The sequence below is a fragment of the Rhodopseudomonas sp. B29 genome, assembly GCF_000333455.1.
GTDB lineage: Bacteria > Pseudomonadota > Alphaproteobacteria > Rhizobiales > Xanthobacteraceae > Rhodopseudomonas.
This window is the reverse complement of the sequence record NZ_BADD01000599.1, coordinates 1-17,262: the sequence shown is the minus strand read 5'-3', so window position 1 is coordinate 17,262 and position 17,262 is coordinate 1. Positions and strand designations below refer to the sequence as shown.

At 66.7% G+C, this 17,262-nt stretch carries 19 protein-coding genes, 1 pseudogene and 1 riboswitch; of the genes and pseudogenes, 7 read left to right on the top strand and 13 right to left on the bottom strand.

Translation table 11 applies throughout. The features are described from left to right. From I5M_RS21680 to I5M_RS21670, 3 genes are all read right to left on the bottom strand, one after another. The coding region (locus tag I5M_RS21680; RefSeq protein ID WP_022723323.1) for a formate dehydrogenase subunit gamma at window positions 1–454 on the bottom strand (454 nt) is incomplete at its 3' end. Between the two features lie 130 nt (window positions 455–584). Further along, window positions 585–1,478 (bottom strand): LysR family transcriptional regulator, encoded by an 894-nt coding sequence (locus I5M_RS21675; protein ID WP_022723322.1) that lies wholly within the window; start codon window positions 1,476–1,478, stop codon window positions 585–587. Between the two features lie 462 nt (window positions 1,479–1,940). Continuing rightward, a complete protein-coding gene (locus tag I5M_RS21670; RefSeq protein WP_022723321.1) occupies window positions 1,941–3,161 on the bottom strand; it encodes a DUF3419 family protein in 1,221 nt (406 codons plus the stop codon). A 148-nt stretch (window positions 3,162–3,309) separates the two neighbouring features. On the opposite strand from I5M_RS21670, the gene I5M_RS21665 reads away from it, so the two are divergent. From I5M_RS21665 to I5M_RS21650, 4 genes are all read left to right on the top strand, one after another. Beyond that, on the top strand, window positions 3,310–4,017 hold the full coding sequence (locus I5M_RS21665) for a class I SAM-dependent methyltransferase (RefSeq protein ID WP_031337284.1): 708 nt from the start codon (window positions 3,310–3,312) through the stop codon (window positions 4,015–4,017). Between the two features lie 88 nt (window positions 4,018–4,105). Further along, window positions 4,106–4,329, top strand: a riboswitch (cobalamin riboswitch). A 65-nt stretch (window positions 4,330–4,394) separates the two neighbouring features. Further along, window positions 4,395–5,417 carry an iron ABC transporter permease gene (locus I5M_RS21660; protein ID WP_022723319.1) on the top strand — a complete coding sequence of 341 codons (1,023 nt, stop codon included), beginning with the start codon at window positions 4,395–4,397 and terminating at the stop codon, window positions 5,415–5,417. Continuing rightward, window positions 5,414–6,193: an ABC transporter ATP-binding protein gene (locus I5M_RS21655; RefSeq protein WP_022723318.1), complete on the top strand. Its 780-nt coding sequence runs from the start codon at window positions 5,414–5,416 to the stop codon at window positions 6,191–6,193. Before I5M_RS21660 ends, I5M_RS21655 begins: the two co-directional genes overlap by 4 nt. 3 nt (window positions 6,194–6,196) lie before the next feature. Beyond that, the gene (locus I5M_RS21650; RefSeq protein WP_022723317.1) at window positions 6,197–7,039 is read left to right on the top strand and encodes an ABC transporter substrate-binding protein; all 843 of its coding nucleotides are present in this window, start codon (window positions 6,197–6,199) and stop codon (window positions 7,037–7,039) included. A gap of 143 nt (window positions 7,040–7,182) precedes the next feature. Here I5M_RS21650 and I5M_RS21645 read toward each other — a convergent pair whose 3' ends face one another. Both I5M_RS21645 and cobU read right to left on the bottom strand, forming a co-directional pair. Further along, window positions 7,183–8,667, bottom strand: coding sequence for a cobyric acid synthase (locus I5M_RS21645; RefSeq protein ID WP_031337283.1), 1,485 nt, complete (start codon window positions 8,665–8,667; stop codon window positions 7,183–7,185). Then, window positions 8,664–9,191 (bottom strand): bifunctional adenosylcobinamide kinase/adenosylcobinamide-phosphate guanylyltransferase, encoded by a 528-nt coding sequence (gene cobU, locus I5M_RS21640; protein WP_022723315.1) that lies wholly within the window; start codon window positions 9,189–9,191, stop codon window positions 8,664–8,666. The genes I5M_RS21645 and cobU overlap by 4 nt, the downstream gene beginning before the upstream one ends. Window positions 9,192–9,354: 163 nt before the next feature. On the opposite strand from cobU, the gene cobT reads away from it, so the two are divergent. Further along, the gene (cobT, locus tag I5M_RS21635) at window positions 9,355–10,410 is read left to right on the top strand and encodes a nicotinate-nucleotide--dimethylbenzimidazole phosphoribosyltransferase (RefSeq protein ID WP_022723314.1); all 1,056 of its coding nucleotides are present in this window, start codon (window positions 9,355–9,357) and stop codon (window positions 10,408–10,410) included. A 560-nt stretch (window positions 10,411–10,970) separates the two neighbouring features. Here cobT and I5M_RS21630 read toward each other — a convergent pair. Beyond that, window positions 10,971–11,435, bottom strand: coding sequence for a hypothetical protein (locus I5M_RS21630; protein WP_022723312.1), 465 nt, complete (start codon window positions 11,433–11,435; stop codon window positions 10,971–10,973). A gap of 73 nt (window positions 11,436–11,508) precedes the next feature. Further along, window positions 11,509–11,724, bottom strand: coding sequence for a zinc ribbon domain-containing protein (locus tag I5M_RS21625; RefSeq protein WP_031337282.1), 216 nt, complete (start codon window positions 11,722–11,724; stop codon window positions 11,509–11,511). A 99-nt stretch (window positions 11,725–11,823) separates the two neighbouring features. On the opposite strand from I5M_RS21625, the gene cutA reads away from it, so the two are divergent. Then, window positions 11,824–12,147 (top strand): divalent-cation tolerance protein CutA, encoded by a 324-nt coding sequence (cutA, locus tag I5M_RS21620; protein WP_022723310.1) that lies wholly within the window; start codon window positions 11,824–11,826, stop codon window positions 12,145–12,147. Here the strand turns inward: cutA and I5M_RS21615 are convergent. The 3 genes from I5M_RS21615 to I5M_RS32425 are packed head-to-tail and all read right to left on the bottom strand — an operon-like array spanning window position 12,144 to window position 13,984. Further along, a complete protein-coding gene (locus tag I5M_RS21615) occupies window positions 12,144–12,605 on the bottom strand; it encodes a DUF123 domain-containing protein (protein ID WP_031337281.1) in 462 nt (153 codons plus the stop codon). The two genes, cutA and I5M_RS21615, sit on opposite strands and share 4 nt — an antisense overlap. A 42-nt stretch (window positions 12,606–12,647) precedes the next feature. Continuing rightward, complete coding sequence (locus I5M_RS21610; protein ID WP_022723308.1) at window positions 12,648–12,842, bottom strand: hypothetical protein; 195 nt, start codon at window positions 12,840–12,842, stop codon at window positions 12,648–12,650. Window positions 12,843–12,901: 59 nt separating this feature from the next. Then, a complete protein-coding gene (locus I5M_RS32425; protein WP_148287934.1) occupies window positions 12,902–13,984 on the bottom strand; it encodes a DUF6471 domain-containing protein in 1,083 nt (360 codons plus the stop codon). Window positions 13,985–14,202: 218 nt separating this feature from the next. On the opposite strand from I5M_RS32425, the gene I5M_RS21595 reads away from it, so the two are divergent. Then, the gene (locus tag I5M_RS21595; RefSeq protein WP_022723305.1) at window positions 14,203–15,168 is read left to right on the top strand and encodes a YheT family hydrolase; all 966 of its coding nucleotides are present in this window, start codon (window positions 14,203–14,205) and stop codon (window positions 15,166–15,168) included. A gap of 3 nt (window positions 15,169–15,171) precedes the next feature. On the opposite strand, the gene I5M_RS33860 is transcribed toward I5M_RS21595, so the two are convergent. The 3 genes and pseudogenes from I5M_RS33860 to I5M_RS21585 all read right to left on the bottom strand — a co-directional run bounded on the left by I5M_RS33860 (window position 15,172) and on the right by I5M_RS21585 (window position 17,090). Next, complete coding sequence (locus I5M_RS33860) at window positions 15,172–15,609, bottom strand: DUF1045 domain-containing protein (RefSeq protein WP_244432066.1); 438 nt, start codon at window positions 15,607–15,609, stop codon at window positions 15,172–15,174. Next, window positions 15,519–15,803, bottom strand: a pseudogene (locus I5M_RS33855) (phosphonate metabolism protein); the annotation flags it as partial. The pseudogene I5M_RS33855 and the gene I5M_RS33860, both read right to left, overlap by 91 nt. Window positions 15,804–15,896: 93 nt before the next feature. Beyond that, a complete protein-coding gene (locus I5M_RS21585) occupies window positions 15,897–17,090 on the bottom strand; it encodes an alpha-D-ribose 1-methylphosphonate 5-triphosphate diphosphatase (RefSeq protein WP_022723304.1) in 1,194 nt (397 codons plus the stop codon). Between the last annotated feature and the right edge of the window lie 172 nt (window positions 17,091–17,262).

The window sequence follows — 17,262 nt, the reverse complement described above, 5'->3', positions numbered from 1 at the left end:
TCATCAGCGCGTCGAGCTTTGGCGCATCAAGCCGGCCGACGACACGGCCGTCGATCATCGCCGACGGAGCGGTGGCGCACAGGCCGAGGCAGTACACCGGCTCCAGCGTCACGGCGCCGTTCGCCGTGGTGTCGCCGAAGCCGACGCCCAGCCGCGTCTCGGCGCGCGCCGCCAGCGCGTCACTGCCCGCGGCTTGGCAAGCCTCGGCGCGGCACAGCTTCAGCACATGACGGCCGCGCGGCTGCCGGTGGAAGTCCGGATAGAAGGTGACGACGCCGTGCACCTCGGCGCGCGACAGGTTCAGCGCCTGCGCGATCATCGGCTCGGCGGCTTCCGGGACGTGGCCGAACGTCTCCTGCATCGCATGCAGAATCGGCAGCGTGGCGCCGTCCAGGTGTTTCAGGGACGCGATGATCTCGGCGGCGCGCTCAAGGCTCCAGGCTTCGGTGTGCATCGGCTCTCGTTCGGCAAGAAAAACTTGGGCTTCATGAAAATAAGAATTATTCGAAAGATCAATAAAGCTGTCCAATGCTGCGATACGGAAAAGACAACGTCCAGTCAGCTTGTCACCGTCTGGAACCGGATCAGGTCTCCAGCGTCGGCGCCACGTCGCGCGCGACCTGCATCAGCGCGGCGACCAGTGGCGTGTAGGGCTCGCGCGGCGGCACGACGAGGCCGATGCTGTAGGACACCATCGGATCGACGATCGGGATGGTGCGGACCTCGTCGCCGAGGCCCAGCGTCTCGGCCAGCTTGGCCGGCATCACGCTAGCCCAGCGTCCGGTCTTGACGTGCGTGTAAAGCACGATGATCGAGTTCGAGGTCAGCGTCGGCTGCGCCGCGGTGCCGGCGGCGCGGAGAGCGCGGTCGATAATGCGGCGGTTCTGCATGTTGGGCGTCAGCAGGCACAGCGGCACCTGGCCGACTTCGCGCCAGGTCACCTGATCGCGATCGCCGTAAAGCCCGTCCGGCGACGTCACCAGCCGATAGCTCTCCTGATACAGCGGGATGCTACGGACTTTGCCGACCGGCTCGTTCTCGATGTAGGTCAGCCCGGCGTCGACCTCGAGGTTTTCCAGCAGCCCCAGCACTTCCGACGAGGTGCAGGATACGATCTGAAACCGAACCTCCGGATGCCGCGCCCGGAACGGCGTGGTCAGCGACGCCACCATGCCGAGCACCGTCGGGATCGCGGCGATGCGCAGTTCGCCGGTCAAGCCGGCCTTCATGGTGTTGATGTCCTGGCGCATCGCCCGGGAGTCGCCGACGATGCGGCGGGCCCACTCCAGCGTCCGCTCACCTTCCGGCGTGAAGCCGAGAAACCGCGAGCCCCGCTGGACCAGCATGACGCCGAGGATCTCCTCGAGCTGCTTGATGCTGTTCGACATCGTCGGCTGGGTCACGCCGCAGGCCTCGGCGGCCCGGCCAAAGTGCCGCTCCTTGGCGAGCGCCAGCAGCAGCTCGAGCTTCTCGATCACACCGGCCTCGGGGATTTGTCAGGCATTCCCGAGTGTTGCCCGATCGGGCTGGGTTCGGCAAGGCGATCGCCGCGGCCCCGGCGCCCGACATAATAAACCCCGCCTCCCGTTTTGCGGCGCGGGAAGCGGGGCGAGTCAGGGGAGAGACGAACACCGGCACCGGCAGACTAAACAGGCCGATGCGGGGCCTCGTCAGTGCTGAAGGCTAGCCGGTGGGCGGGGGAGGGGATTGCGGTGGATCAAACCCGTGCGTTGGCGGCGGAGGGTGGTCCCATGACTCCGTCATGGCCGGGCTTGTCCCGGCCATCCACGTTCTTCGTGCGACTCCCGCCGCAAGACGTGGATGCCCGGCACAGGGCCGGGCATGACGAGGAGACGTTAGAGCCCATTTGATTGGCGGAGTTTCCGGCCAGGCTTTCAGGATGAGGGAGCAGTGCTCTTGGAAAGGTCGCGCCGCTTCAACTAAGCGTTCGCCCCCCGCCGCGTGTAGCAATGAAACCCGCCGTAGATCCCCGACCGATCTCGCTCGAAGCCGATGGCGCTGCGGGCTTGGTCGCGGTGCCAGGTTTGTTGCAGCGGCTTGAGCGGCTCGGTGTCGAGTGGCGACTCGGCGCCGGCGGTGCGGAAGATAACGCGGACCTGGTCCTTGCCGGCGCGGTCGATGGCGTCCCACAGGGCGCGGATTTCGTCGGGGGCCATCCAGTCCTGCGAATCCAGTAGGACCACGGCGTCGATCTGGCGCGCCGGCAGGCTCTCCAGGAACACCCGCATGTTCTGATGCACCGGCAGCACCAATCCGGCGGCGCTGCGCATCCGCTCGTAGTGGCGGCGCTGCAGATACAGCGGCAGGCATTCGTCGCCGGGGCCCGGGTAGCTGCGGCTCAGTGCCTGCCAGGCGAAGTAATTAGTCTGGTTCGGGTAGTGATCGATCAGCCGGAGCAGGCGCTGATGCAGCACTTCGTTGAGCGGCTGGTCGCCGCCGAGCAGGTCGCGCTGCTGCGGCGGGATGCCGAGGCTGAACAGCAGCGCCGGCGTTTGCGTCAGAAGTCGCGCGAAGCGCGAGTGGAACATCCGGTCCAGCCGCTGCAGCGCGGCCTCGCGCTCGGGCGAGCCCGGCGCGGCTTTCAGCAGCGCGTCGAGGTCGATCTTGCCGATCCGCGCCAAGAGATGCGCGAAGCCGATGAAGTGGCCGAGCGCGCCGTGGCGATAGAAGCCGCTGGTGAAGTAGCGATAGCGGGCGCGGCCGCGGAAGTCGCGTTCGTCCCAGAACTCGCGAGCTTCGCGATCGAGCTGCGGCCGCAGCTTGTGCTTGTACAGCTCGGCGTTGGCGGCGGAGGTGCCTTCGCCGAAGAAGCGCCAGAACTGTTCGTAGTCCGGCAACGCCCGCAGGCCAGCGAGCTTGAGCTTGAGCAGCCCGAGGTGCGCTTCGTTGAGATCGATCGCGAACACCTGCGCCGGCTTGGCGGTGAGGTAGGACAGCGCGTTGCAGCCGCCCGAGGAGATCGTTACGATCGTCGCGCCGACCGGTAGTTGCAGTGCAGCGAGGTCCGCCTCGGGATCTTCCCAGATCTGGGTATAGACCAGCCGACGAAACCAGATCGAAAACAGGTGGTCCCAGATCGTCGACTCACTGCGATCCTTGCTGTTGCGGACGGCGTCCGCGATCAGTTGCTGCGTATTCATCTAATCCTCGAATCGGCAATCGATCGAAAGTAGCCGCGGCACACTGCAGTTTTGCGACAGTTCCCCCAGTGTTGATGGGCTGTTTGTCATATCTCTGTCGTCCGAAAGTAGGATGGATGACGTCTGTACGAATCCGAGGGCGCTGACCGTGACGACGCTGACCCGCTCCGAACTCCCGCCGCAGTCCTGGCCGGTCGACGCGACCGCACGGATGAACCGGATGTATCGCTATCAGCGACACATCTACGATGCGACGCGTCGTTACTACCTGCTCGGTCGCGACAGGCTCATCAACGAACTACGCCCCGCGGCCGGCGAGACCGTGCTCGAGGTCGGATGCGGCACCGGCCGCAATCTGATCCAGGCGGCGAGCCGCTATCGCGAGGCGCGGTTCTACGGCTTCGATGTTTCCACCGAGATGCTGACGTCGGCGATCAGCGGCGTCGCGCGGGCCGGGCTCAGCGGCTCGGTCAAGGTCGCGCATGGTGATGCCACCGCCTTCACCGGCCAGGCGGTGTTCGGCCAGAAGCTGGCCTTCGACCATGTGATGATCTCATACAGCCTGTCGATGATCCCAGATTGGACCGCGGTGATCGACCGGGCGATCGCCAGTCTGGCGCCGGGCGGCAAGCTGCACATCGTCGATTTCGGTGATCAGCGCGGGCTGCCGAAAACCGCGCGGACGCTGCTGCGGCGCTGGCTGACGCTGTTCGACGTCACGCCGCGCGACGATCTCGAAGACGTGCTGATCCACGCCGCGACCCGGAACGGTGCCGGTCTGCGCTTCGACCGGCCGTTCCGTGGCTACGCCCAGTATGCGGTACTGACCATGCCGGGGCGGCCACCCGCCGCCTGACGTTGAGGCCCACCGGGCCGCCCGAAAGTCGGCTCCCGCCGGCTCCGAAACCCCGCGCCCGACCATTGCGCGCCCGGCGGGGGTGTGCTTCCTGTCCGCCGTCAACGGTGCCTCCGCGAGGAGGTGAAACGGGAATGCGGTGCGAGACGATGTCTCCATGCCGCAGCTGCCCCCGCAACTGTAAGCGGCCTCATCCGCGATCCTGCGGCGCGATCTCTTCGGACGCGCCCGCGCCACTGGACGGCGTCGTCCGGGAAGGCGGATCGCGGCAGACCGTGAGCCAGGAGACCGGCCGCTGACGAGGGTCAACTCGTTCGACGGTGGGTCGAGAGGTTCGCGATGGATTTCATTCCGGTTTCCCTGACGAGCAGCGCGCAGTGACGCGCAATGGTCCGAGCGCGCGCGGCGCGACGGTGACGTTCGCACTGGCGCTGCTGGTCGCGCTGCTGGCGATCGCCTCGCTCGGCGTCGGGCCGGTGCGGCTGTCGCCGCTGACGGTGGTCCAAGCGCTGGTCGGTTACGGCGACGAGATTCAGCAAATCATCGTGCAACAGATTCGGTTGCCGCGCGCCATCCTGGCGGTGGCGATCGGCGGCATTCTGGGCCTGTCGGGTGCCGCGCTGCAGGGACTGCTGCGCAATCCGCTGGCGTCGCCGTCGCTGTTCGGCGCGCCGCAGTCGGCGGCGTTCGGCGCGGTGTTGATGATCGCGCTCGGCTTCGCCGACGTACGGTCCTACGCGCTGCCGGTCGCGGGGATCGCCATGGCATTCGTCTCGGTGTTCGCGCTGCTCGCGGTGGCCGGTCGCAATGCTAGCCTGCTGCTGCTGATCCTCGCCGGCCTCGCCATCTCGAGCCTCGCCGGCGCCGCCACCGCGCTGGTGATGAACCTGTCGCACAATCCGTTCGCCACCCTGGAGATCGCGTTCTGGCTGCTCGGCTCGCTGGAGGATCGCAGCTTCCGCCATGTCGCTCTTGCGCTGCCGTTCATTGCCGCGGGCGCGGTGCTGTTGTTCAGCCAGCGCGCTGCCTTCCGTGCGCTCAGTCTCGGCGAAGAGACCGCGCAAAGCCTCGGCGTCGACGTCGCCCGGCTGCGGCTGATCGTGATCATCGGCACCGCGCTCGGCGTCGGGGGCGCCGTGTCGGTGTCGGGCACGATCGGCTTCATCGGCCTGGTCGCGCCGCATCTGGTGCGGCCGCTGATCGGCCACGATCCGGCGCGCGTGCTGCTGCCGAGCGCGCTGGCCGGTGCGGCGTTGTTGCTCGCGGCCGACATTGCGGTGCGGCTGATCCCGTCGACCACCGACATCAAGGTCGGTGTGCTCACCTCGATCATCGGTGTGCCGTTCTTCTTGTATCTGATCGTGCGCGAACGGCGCGCGCTTGGTGGAGGCGTCGCATGAGCGATGCCTTGCTGAGCGCCGCGCATCTGAGTGTTGCCCTGTCGGGCAGGCCGGTGCTGCATGATTTATCGCTGTCGCTGCGCCGAGGCCATCTGGTGGCGCTGGTCGGCCCGAACGGCGCCGGTAAGACGACGCTGCTGCGCGCGCTCGCCGGACTGATCGAGGCGCAAGGCGAAATTGGCATCGGCGGTGATTTGCTGTCGGCGCTGCCGCTTCGCGAGCGCGCGCGGCGCTTCGGCTATCTGCCGCAGGGCCACCTGGTGCATTGGCCGCTGCCGGTGCGCGACGTCGTGGCGCTCGGGCGCTTTCCTCACGGAGCTACCGATCCGGCCTGGCTGTCGCCGCGCGACGCCGAGGCGGTGGCACGCGCGATGGCCGCGACCGAGCTCGAGCCGTTCGCCGATCGGCCCGCCACCGAACTCTCCGGCGGCGAACGCAGCCGCGTTGCGCTGGCGCGCGTGTTGGCGGTGGAAGCCCCGGTTTTGCTCGCCGACGAGCCGACCGCGTCGCTCGATCCGCGCTATCAGCTCGACGTGATGCAGACGCTGCGCCGCGCCGCCGATGCCGGCACGTTGGTGATCGTCGTCACCCACGACCTCGGCCTCGCGGCGCGTTTCGCCGACACCGTCCTGGTGATGGCCGACGGCCGCCTCGCGGCGCAGGGCACGCCGGCGCAGGCGCTGTCCGACGAGGTGATGCGGCGGGTCTTCCGGGTGACGACCTATCGGGCGAACTATCAAGACTCGGGCGTCATCCTGCCGTGGTCGGGAGTCTAGGCGATGCGGCGCGTCCTCGTCGCGATCGTCGTTGCTACGCTGAGCCTGGTGTCTCGTGCCGACGCGGCGCCGTTGCCGCGCTTGGTTTCGATCAACGTCTGTGCCGATCAGCTGTTGCTGACACTGGCTGATCCGGAGCAGATCCTTGGCGTCAGCCCGTACGCGTACGATCCGCGGCGCTCCTATCTGTCGGAGCAGGCCAAGGCCTTCCGCCGAATGTCGGGAGAGGCCGAGGACGTGATGGTGCTGAAGCCGGACTTCGTTGTCTCCACACGCTACACCCGTCGTGCGACCCGCGAACTGCTCAAGCAGCAAGGATTTCGCGTGATCGAGCTCGACGCCGTGCAGACGCTCGACGCCGTCAAGGCACAGATCCTCAAGATCGGCGAACTGGTCGGCCACCCTGATCGCGCCGTGGCGGCGAATGCCCGCATCGATGCGGCGGTGGCGCGCGCCAAGGCGGCAGCCTTGAAGACGCCGCTCCGCGTGCTACCACTGGAGCGGCGCGGCTGGGTGTCGGGCGGCGACAGCCTGCTCAGCTCGCTGCTCACTACTGTCGGACTGACAAACGCCGCCGGCAGCATCGGCATCCAGCGTGGCGGCTTTGCGTCTCTCGAAGCCGTGGTGGCGTCGCACGCCGACTATCTGCTGATGTCCGAAGATGGCGAGTTCGCCGAAGACCAAGGCCGCGCCTTCGTGCTGCATCCGGCGCTGGAGAAGCTGTACCCGCCGTCGAAGCGCATCACAATTCCCGAGCGCCTGACGGTCTGCGGCGGGCCGTCACTGGCCGATGCGCTGGATTTGCTGACGGAGCAGATTTCGCGGATCGAGCGATCAGCGAACTGACATGCACTGACGAAGTTGGTCACAACGCACCTCTCCACCGTCATGGCCGGCCTTGTGCCGGCCATCCACGCCTTCGGACGCGGACACGATGAAAGACGTGGATGGCCGGGACGAGCCCGGCCATGACGAAGTAAGGAGACGAACTACGCCGCGCTCTGAGCCGTGCTGCGGCGCTCCTTCGCGATCGCGATTAGTCCCTCGACATCCAGATGCGCCTCGACATGATCGGCCAGTGCGTCGAGCGCCTGCTCGATCTGGGACTCGTAGGCGAGTTGCGAGGCGATGCCGAGGCCGGCGAGCCAGGCCTTGCGGAAAACGTCGTTGGTGAAAAGGCCGTGCAGATAGGTGCCTTGCACGCGGCCGTCCGCCGAGATTGCGCCGTCGGGGCGATCGCCGATCGTCACCACCGGCCGCGCGCAATCGGCGCCTGAACTCCGGCCGAGATGAATTTCGTAGCCATCGACCGGAGCGCCGGTGGCGCAATGCGTGCCGTGGACCAGCGTGGTCGATTTGTCGCCCTGCATCGTCGTGGTGATATCGAGCAGTCCAAGTCCCGCGACACTTCCGGCGGGGCCGTCGATGCCGTCTGGATCGTCGATGACGCGGCCGAGCATCTGATAGCCGCCGCACAGGCCGAGCAGATGTCCGCCGCGGCGGACATGGGCGGCGATGTCGATGTCCCAGCCCCCGGCGCGCAGGAAGGCCAAATCGCCGAGCGTCGATTTGCTGCCCGGGATGATCACCACGTCGGCGGTCGCCGGGATCGGCGTGCCCGGCGGCACGAAGATCAGCCTGACGCCCGGCTCCATGCCGAGCGGGTCGAGATCGTCGAAATTGGCGATGCGCGCCAGCATCGGGACGGCGATCACCTTCGTCGCCGCGCTGCTCCGGGCGCGGTCGAGATCGACGGCGTCCTCGGCCGGCAGCATCGCAGCCTGCGGCAGCCACGGCAGCACGCCGAGCGAGCGCCAGCCGGTGCGCTCGCTGATCGCGGTGAGTCCGGCATCGAACAGCCGGACGTCGCCGCGGAATTTGTTGATGACGAAGCCGTGGATCATCGCGCGCTCGTCCGGCTCGAGCACCTGATGGGTGCCGACCAGGCTGGCAATGACGCCGCCGCGGTCGATGTCACCGGCGATCACCACCGGGATATGGGCCGCGAGCGCGAACCCCATATTGGCGATGTCGCCCTGGCGCAGATTGATCTCCGCCGGCGAGCCGGCGCCTTCGATCACCATGATGTCGGCGTCGCGGGCAAGGCGTGCAAAGCTGTCGAGCACGGGCGGCAGCAGTGCGGCTTTCTTGTCGAGGAAGTTGGTCGCGCCGAGCCGGCCGAAGCGCTTGCCCTGGACGATGACCTGCGCTCCGGTTTCGGTCTCCGGCTTCAGCAGCACCGGGTTCATGTGCACGCTCGGCGGCAGCCTGGCGGCGCGCGCCTGCACCGCCTGGGCGCGGCCGATCTCGCCGCCGTCGGCGGTGACGGCGGCGTTGTTGGACATGTTCTGCGGTTTGAACGGCGCGACTTTCAGCCCGCGGCGGACCAGCGCGCGGCACAGGCCCGCGACCAACGTCGACTTGCCGGCGTTGGAGCCAGTCGCCTGGATCATCAGCGCCGGCGTGACGCTCATGTCGGTCCGCGCTTGAGCCACAGCGGCAGACCGGCGGCGACGAACACCACTTGCCGGGCGCCGGCGGCCAGCGTCTGGTTGAGTCGGCCCTGGGCGTCGCGGAAGGCGCGGCCGAGCGGCGTCTCCGGCACGAGGCCGAGGCCGACTTCGTTCGACACCAGCACGATCGGCCCGGCGGCGACGCCGAGGAAGCGCACCAGCCGCTGCGCCTCGATCTCCGGATCGCGGCCGGCTTCCATCAGGTTGNACAGCCACAGCGTCAGGCAATCGACCAGCACGGCGCGGCCGCGGCCGGAGACGCGGGTCAGCGCATCGACCAGCGCCAGTGGTTCTTCGATGGTGGTCCAGGCCGGATCGCGGCGACTGCGGTGATGGGCGATTCGCGCTGCCATCTCGTCATCGCCGGCGGCCGCGGTGGCGACGTAGAATCGTTGCAGACGGCTGTCGATGACCAGCCGCTCGGCGAATTGCGATTTGCCGGAACGCGCCCCGCCCAGCACCAGCGTCGAGACAAGTGTCGTCATGTCGCGCCGCGCAAAAGCGTGCCAGCCACCGCTCGTCCTTGTGTCGCCAGAGAGAATCTGTAGCGACGCTACCGGCGCCGCCGAGCCCGGTCAATCGCGCGGAAGTCGCCTTGACCTACGCGGGCGCATTTGCGTCATTGCGGCCAGCAGAATGGAGATAGCAATGGCGACCGACACGCGCGTGGCTTGGCAGACCCCGGAAATTACGCCCGTCCCGGCGGCGCAGGAGGATGCGCTGCGCGCCATGATCGACGGCAAGGCGAAGCCGCTCGGCTCGCTCGGCCAGATCGAGGTTTTGGCGGTGCAACTGGGCCTGATGCGCCACCCCGAGCCGCCGCGCGCCGAAAATGCGGTACTGATGGTTTTCGCCGGCGATCACGGCCTGACCGAAGAGGGCGTGTCGCAGTTTCCGTCCGCCGTCACCGTCGCGATGGTGATGACCTATCTGGCCGGCAAGGCGTGCGCCAACGCGTTTGCGGCCGCGACCCATATGGATGTCCGCGTCATCGACGCCGGCGTCGCGGCCGACCTGCCCAAGCATCCCGATCTGATCGACGCCAAGGTTCGCAAGGGTACCGCCAATGCGGCGCGCCAGCCGGCGATGACTCTCGAAGACGCCGCCTTGGCGCTCAGCCGCGGCATGGAGCTGGCGGTCGCCGAGATCCACCACGGCGCCGACGTCATCGCGCTCGGCGAGATGGGCATCGGCAACACGTCCGCAGCCTCGCTGATCGTCCATCGTCTCGCGCCGGCGCCGCTCGACCAGAGCATCGGCATCGGCGCCGGACAGGATGCCGAGGGCATGTCGAAGAAGCGCGCCGCGATCGAAAAGGCGGCCGCGCGCAGCGCCGCCACTGCGCCGCTCGACGTGCTTGCCGAGTTCGGCGGCTTCGAGATCGCCATGATGGCTGGCGCCGTGCTCGGTGCCGCGTCGCGGCGCCGCCCGGTGATCGTCGATGGCTTCATCGCCACGGCGGCGGCGCTGGTTGCGGTGCGGCTGTGTCCGGCAGCGCGCGACTATTGCGTGTTCGCGCATCGCTCGGCCGAACGCGGCCATGATCTGGCGCTCCAGGCCATGCAGGCGACGCCGTTGCTCGACCTGCAGCTGCGACTCGGCGAAGGCACGGGCGCGATCCTGGCTGTGCCACTGCTACGCGCCGCGGCACGCCTCGTCACCGACGTCGCCAGCCTGGACGACGTTCTGCAGGGCCGCTTGTAGCTACGTGCGTTGCCGCACCAATGCGGTTTGCTGTTCGTTAAGTACGCGGGCGACGGAGCGCACTTGCGGCCGTTGTCCCGTAAAATTTGCAAGAAATGGTCACAATCCGACTTCAAATTCCGGCCCGTTCCGATTGTGGAGGACCGGACCATGCTTAAGTCTCTCGTTCGTCTCGCCCTTGGCCTGTCGGTTGCGGCGTTCGCGCTCGCCGGCCCGGCTTCTGCCAATAACGACCGCGATCAGCGCGTCAGCCAGGCGCCATCATCCGGCTGCAGCTCCTACGAAAAAGCCGACGACGGCACGTGGCGGCAAATCCCCTGCGTCACCGCAGGTAGCACGCTCCCAGCCCGGCCGAGGCCGAGCGACAGCTCTCAGGCGAGCAACTAATACAAGTACGGCCTCATGGTGAGGAGCCGCGAAGCGGCGTCTCGAACCATGGGCTGCAAGGTGCTCTTGTCCATCCTTCGAGACGCCTCGCCGCCGCTCTGCGAGCAGCGCCGAGGCTCCTCAGGATGAGGTCCGCGTATTTTGTTAGGCCAACTCGATCAGTTCAAACGCGTCTAACTGCGCTCACTCGACGCAGCCTTTGCATCGCGCCGCGGCTTCGGGCGGATCAGCAGCGGAAAGCCCGAGAAGTACGTATCAGACGAAATCAGCTCCGGGATGCCCAGCATCGCCGACAGCGTGCGCGGGCCGGTGCGCAGCTCGGCATCGCGCCGCTGGGGCTGCGCCGTGGCTGCCCCATTCGTGGGCGCAGCTGGACGCGCCGTAGATTGGCCGACGCTGGCCGCGGTCGTGGCCGGCTGCGGGCCGGCCTCGGTGCCGCCGTTGCGCTCCAGGATAGCGGTCACCCGCAGCGCCGTGCCGAACGGCGCATCGACCCGCACGGCCGGAAAGCCGCCGCGCGCGCCGCGATTGTCCTGCGTCCCGATGATCTCGGCGCCGGCGAAGCCGCCACGCGTCAGCTCCGCGACAGCCGCTTCGGCTGAACCCTGATTTGGAAAAACACGAATGATCTGCGCCATAATTGTTCCTGCCACCTTTCAAATTCGGCAGCAACAACGAAGCGTGGACCCAGATCGTTCCGGACCGTGCGGATTAGTGGCACGGCTCCAGCGAGCAGCGGCCGCAGCCGCCGGCGCCATCGCACATCGGCACCGGGTCGCTGCCGCCCTTGGCCGGCTTAGCGATCAGCGACAATTGCTGATCGAGCTTGGTCGAAGCGCAGGCCGGGCAGCTCGCCGTCTCCCCGGTCATCACCAGGGTCTCGAACTGATGGCCGCAGCTGGCACAGACATAACCGTAGATCGGCATCGCTTGATCTTTCGGAAGAATGACGACTTTGTCGGGTGCGGATAGCAAATCAGCGGCGCGCCGGGCAATCGGCGCCGTCTCAGACGAAGGGAGGGGGCGATGCAGCCCAGTGATGCGTGCGTGGTGATGGTGACGGCGCCGAGCCAGGACGAGGCCGAGCGGCTGGCGAAGGCCGTGCTCGAAGCCCGACTCGCCGCCTGCGTCCAACTGCAGGCAATCACCAGCCACTATTGGTGGGACGGCAAGATCACCAGCGACGCTGAGCAACTGATGCTGTTCAAGACCGTAGCAGCCAAGTTCGAACCGCTCCGCGATCTGATCATCTCACTGCACAGCTACGACACGCCGGAAATTCTCCAGCTTCCGGTCATCGGTGGGGCCGACAAGTATCTGGCCTGGATGGCGCGCGAGACGGCAGGCTAGCTTCTTGCAGCGGGCAGCCAAAGCGGCGCCGCGTCAGCCTCGCTGAGCGCCGATAGTAGTCGCTTGCGGGTTACGCGGCGCGGCCAGCGCAGCAGATGGCTGCGGCACTGCGTACAGTCGCTGGCGCCGAAGCCGTCGATTGGCGCCGAGAGGAAGCCGAGCCGGCGCACGCAGTCACATTCATGGCCGCCGGCCAGCGCCCACGCACCCAGCACCATGCCCTGCGTCGTGAGCTGATCGATGTGCCAGCGGATGGTCTTGTCGGTCCGAAAGTGGCGCGTCAGCCGCGCCCGCAATCCGCCGGGCCCGTAAGCCGATCCGCAATACAGATACCGGCCTGCCGGAAGCCGCGACGGCGCTGTACTGCCGAGCCGAATGGCCAGCGGCGCCGGCAGTGACACGACCAGCACATAAGCGCCGGCCGCGTCCGGACATCGCGTTTGCAGAGGATGTTGCATCACTGAAGTCGTCGCGCCGTCGACCGGCAACGTCAATTCATCTCAGTGCTTGGTCGGCAACTTGCTGGTCAGCATCCGCTTCAGCTTGGCGCGGGCGTGGATCTCGCTGGCCGACTGCATCACCAGCCCGCGCGGGTCGCCGCTGAGTTCGGCTGCCTGGGCCCATTCGGCGGCGGCGAGATACTCCAATTCATCCGGTGACAGATTGCCGAACGGAGCTGCGTCGCAGGCTTTCATGGCGTGTCCCCCGTGCAGGGCCGCCGGTGCGTGGCGGCTTTAGGTAGCAGATGCACCAGCTATTGTCTGTGATGGTCGCCTTCTGCGCGCTTGGTCATATGGAAGGCTTTGAACGAGCCGGGCGGGGACATCATTTTCCTGCCCGGATTATCGTTGGTCGGGCGGGCGTCTCGCAGAAAGAACGCGAATTCCGTTTCATATTCACTTCCGAACACGTCGCCATATCTGACACGTCCAAGAATGTAGAAGGACGCCTTTCCTTCGGGTGGCATCGATTCTCTAGCATGGACGGCAAAAGGATCTATTTCGCCACCGACGCTCTGGCCTCGGAGCGCTATCGTCTTCGCGTTTCCGCCTCCAAGTGCGGACCATCTCTTATAAGTGAGATCTTCCGGGATGCTAACGCCCCCCATTTCTTCGGTGGGCACAGCCTCACTCAAAGCTCCTATTTCAAAATAGCGGGCGGGAGTCTGTCCGCTATTGGAGCATTCGATTACGACCTTCACTCCCGAAGCGTCCCAAACGAATTCAGCGCTGCTAACGTGAACATAAGGACGAATCTGGTCTTCGCTGGATTCGCGAGAAATTTTCAAAGCGTCTTCGGCAGCACGAGCAGCGCGCGCCGCTGCATGAGCAGCCCGTCCGGTGAAGAACAGCGAGGCCAAAACAGCCACAAAGCCGGCCAGACCAAGCTTGCTCTGGAAAGCGGCCCACCAAGCCGCCTCTTCGGCAGCCTTCGACATACGCCGCTGTTCGCACAGGTCGGATTCATCATGACCCTTTGGACTATCGCAATGGGGATCGTAGGGGGTGGGTTCGGGCTTCTGCTGTTCGGCAACAGGTACGGGTTGCGCCTGCTGGGTCACTGGCGCTGGCGCAGCAGGATTAGGGGCGGGCTGCTTTGCTTGGGCACCTTGATCGGAGGTGCCGTTGTATGGCTGAGCGCGGCACTCACCGGCTAGCGGCAATCCCAAGACCGCCGCTATCAGGCATACTCTAATCGCAATGTAGTGCAGCCTATCGCAATAAGACATTGAATGGAAAACACTGCTGTGAAACCGCCGGCTGATCTTATTGGCGATTTTCCGTTCTGTCTCCGGTATTCCCATCGTGGTCAGGCGCTCAGCCAGATCGCGATACAAGTCCGAAGCCGAAGGCGTGGACATTGCGAAGCGCGGCGTCCTGCGCATCGCGATCATGCACGCGGAGTCGCAGGGACCGCAACAACAACGAACAACCCGCAACAACCGGTGCATGGCCGTGCGTAGGTCGGAGGCGTTGACGTGCCGGCCGCTGCACGCCACCTTGGCGAGGCTTATGCCCGTCCTGACAATCACCTTCCGTATCTGCCGGCTTTCATATGCGTGACTATCGCGCGCCGTGGTGGCTGCCCGGCGGTCATCTGCAGACCATCTGGCCGACGCTGTTCGCGCGGCCGCATCTGTCGGAAGCCTTGAAGCTCGATCGCGAGCGCTGGCACACGCCGGACGCGGATTTCATCGACGTCGATCATCTTCCCGGGCCGGACGGCGCGCCGTGGCTGGTGCTGTTTCACGGCCTCGAAGGCTCGTCGGCGAGCCGCTACGCCATCGCCTTTGCGAAAGGCGCACAGCGCCGCGGCTGGCGCTTCTCGCTGCCACACTTCCGCGGCTGCTCGGGCGAACTCAATCTGGCGCCACGGTCTTATCACTCGGGCGATTTTCACGAGGTCGGCTGGATGCTGGCGCGGATTCGCGAGCGGGCCGGCCGGCCAGTGCTGGCCGTCGGCGTATCGCTCGGCGGCAACGCGCTGCTGCGCTGGGCCGAAGAAGCCGGCGAGCAGGCTGCCTCGGTGGTATGCTCCGTGGCCGCCGTGTCGGCGCCGCTCGATCTGGTGGCGGCCGGTGCGGCGATCGATCACGGCATCAACCGCGTATTCTACACCCGGCACTTCCTGCGCACGATGATTCCCAATGCGCTGGCCAAATGGCGCCAGCATCCCGGCCTGTTCAACCGCGACAAGGTCGCGACCGCCAAGACGCTACGTGCCTTCGACGATGCCTTCACGGCGCCGCTGCATGGGTTCGAGAGCGTCGATGATTACTGGCGGCGCGCGTCGTCCAAGCCGCATCTCGCCGACATCCGCGTGCCGGCGCTGCTGCTCAACGCGCGCAACGATCCGTTCGTGCCGGCGTCGTCACTGCCGACGCCGCGCGAGGTCGGTCACAATGTGACACTTTGGCAACCGGAGCAAGGCGGCCATGTCGGCTTCGCCGTGCCGCCATGGCCGGGCCGCGTCGACGTCATGCCTGAGGCGGTGAGCAATTGGCTCGGCGCCGCGCTTTGACGATCACGCGCCGAGGTCGCGCAGTTCGAATTGCGCCAGGCATTTGAAGCGCGCGCCGGCCGCGTCCTGACGCAGCACCGCGATGTGATCGATCGCGATCTCGGTCAGCCCGGTCGCCGCGAACGCGCCTTGCAGCAGCGGTAGCACTTCGTTTTTACGCGCCGGCTCGAGCGATCCGGTCAGCGTCATATGAAAGCGGAATTCGTCGAGCACGTAGGGATAGCCGAAGCGCTCGAGATAGTCGCGCTGCAGCTCCGACAGCCGCTCCGGCTTGCGCCGGGCCCGGTCCGCTTCGGTGGACGGCGCGCGAAGCTTTCGAAATCGCGCACGCAATCGGCAGCCAGCGCTTGCAGCGCGTCCGAAGGCTGCGCCGAAACGAGTGCGATAAAACTGCCGATGCCCCGAACCCCCGGGCTTGATTTTGGGAACGCGGCGCGGAATTTCGGCGAAAGCGGCGCAGGCCCACAGAAGCTCGGCTTCGTTGGCTGCGGGCCCAGTGCGATCGGCGCTTTCAGCGTGGCGTGGAAGCCATAGCCGCGCGGATCACGGCTGATCTCGCGCCAATCCGATAACGCGCTGACGATCGTTTCATCGAACGGGACATCTTCGCCCGAATAGACGTCGTAGCCGAGCATAGCGGCGCCGAAGCGTGCCAGCGGGCTTTGCGGCGGCGGTAGAAAATAGATCGCGTAGCGGGGATAATTCGACATCGGCCAGGCTGCTGATGGCTACTCGGCGGCCACGGCTTCGCGCATGGTGCTCCGCGCGATGACGAAACGCTCCGGGTCGTCGAGATACACCAGTCGTCCTCCGGCAATCGCGGCGACCAGGCGCGGCCGCAGTGCGATGCGATCATCGACAATCAGGATATCGGCGCGTTTGCCCGGTGCCAAGACGCCGCGGTCGTCGAGACCGGCGGCGCGGGCCGGGCCGCTCGACACCAGCTTCCAGGCCCGCGGCAGCGGCAGAATGCCGTCGTGCGCCAGCCGGAACGGCGCCAGCAGCGGCGCCGGATAGTAGTAATCGGAGGCCAGCACCGAGCACAGGCCCTTGGCGATCATGTCGGCCGCCTTGGTCCAGCCGGTGTGGCTGCCGCCGCGCACCACATTGGGGGCGCCGAACACGATGAAGTCACCGGCCGCCGCGGCGTCGCGCGCGGTCTCCTCGGTGGTGGGGAATTCGGCGATGTGCACGCCGAGCGCGCGGAACGCCTGTCGCATCGCCGGCGTGTCGTCGTCGTGCGACAGCATTGGCAGGCCGGCCTCGCGCGCGCAAGCCGCGAGCCGCGCCACCGCGTGCGGCACCTCGTCGGCCCGCGCCGCCACGCGCTCGACCAGCCGGTCGAAGTCCTCAGAACTCAATCCGGTGCGCTCGACCATGCGGGTGCGTTTGTTGGGGCGTGTCAGGTCGCGCAGCGTCGAGTCCATATGATCGTTGAAGCCGAACAGGCCGATGCGGCGGTCGCCGATCCACTGCAGGATCTCGTCCACGGCATCGAGATTGAACGCCTCGTGGCGCAGATGGATGCGGGTATCGGCCGCGAGCTGCGGTCCGGTCAGTTCGATCGCATCCAGCAGGCGCCGGGCGTTGTCGGCGCTGCGCAGGCCCGGCTCCCACGACCACGTCACCGCATGGAAGATCGTGGTGATGCCGTTGCTCACCGCCTGCCGGTCGCTGTCGATCAGCGCGACGTCGATCGGAAAGTCGACGCCGGGGCGCGGCATCATCTGACGTTCGAAGGCGTCGCCGTGCAGATCGACGATCCCAGGCAGCACCAGCAGGCCGCGCGCGTCGATGTGGATCGCACCGTGGCCGCTACTCGTCCCGGTCGCCGTGATGGTGCTTCCAGCAGCCGACAGTGTCGCTTCCGAGAATTCGTCGCCGAGCAGCGCGCGTCCGCCTTCGATCAGGATGTCGTTCAAGTCGTCAACTCCCTGTCAGCCGCAGCGTGGCGCGGCTTCGCGCCGGCTTCGTATTTGTCGAGAAACGCCTCGACCGGCAGTTTGCGGAAATCCGGCAGCGCCAGCCGCAGCGCCTCGTGCTCCCAGTCCCACCAAGCCAGGTCGAGCAGCCTTCGGCGACGGCTCGAAAAGG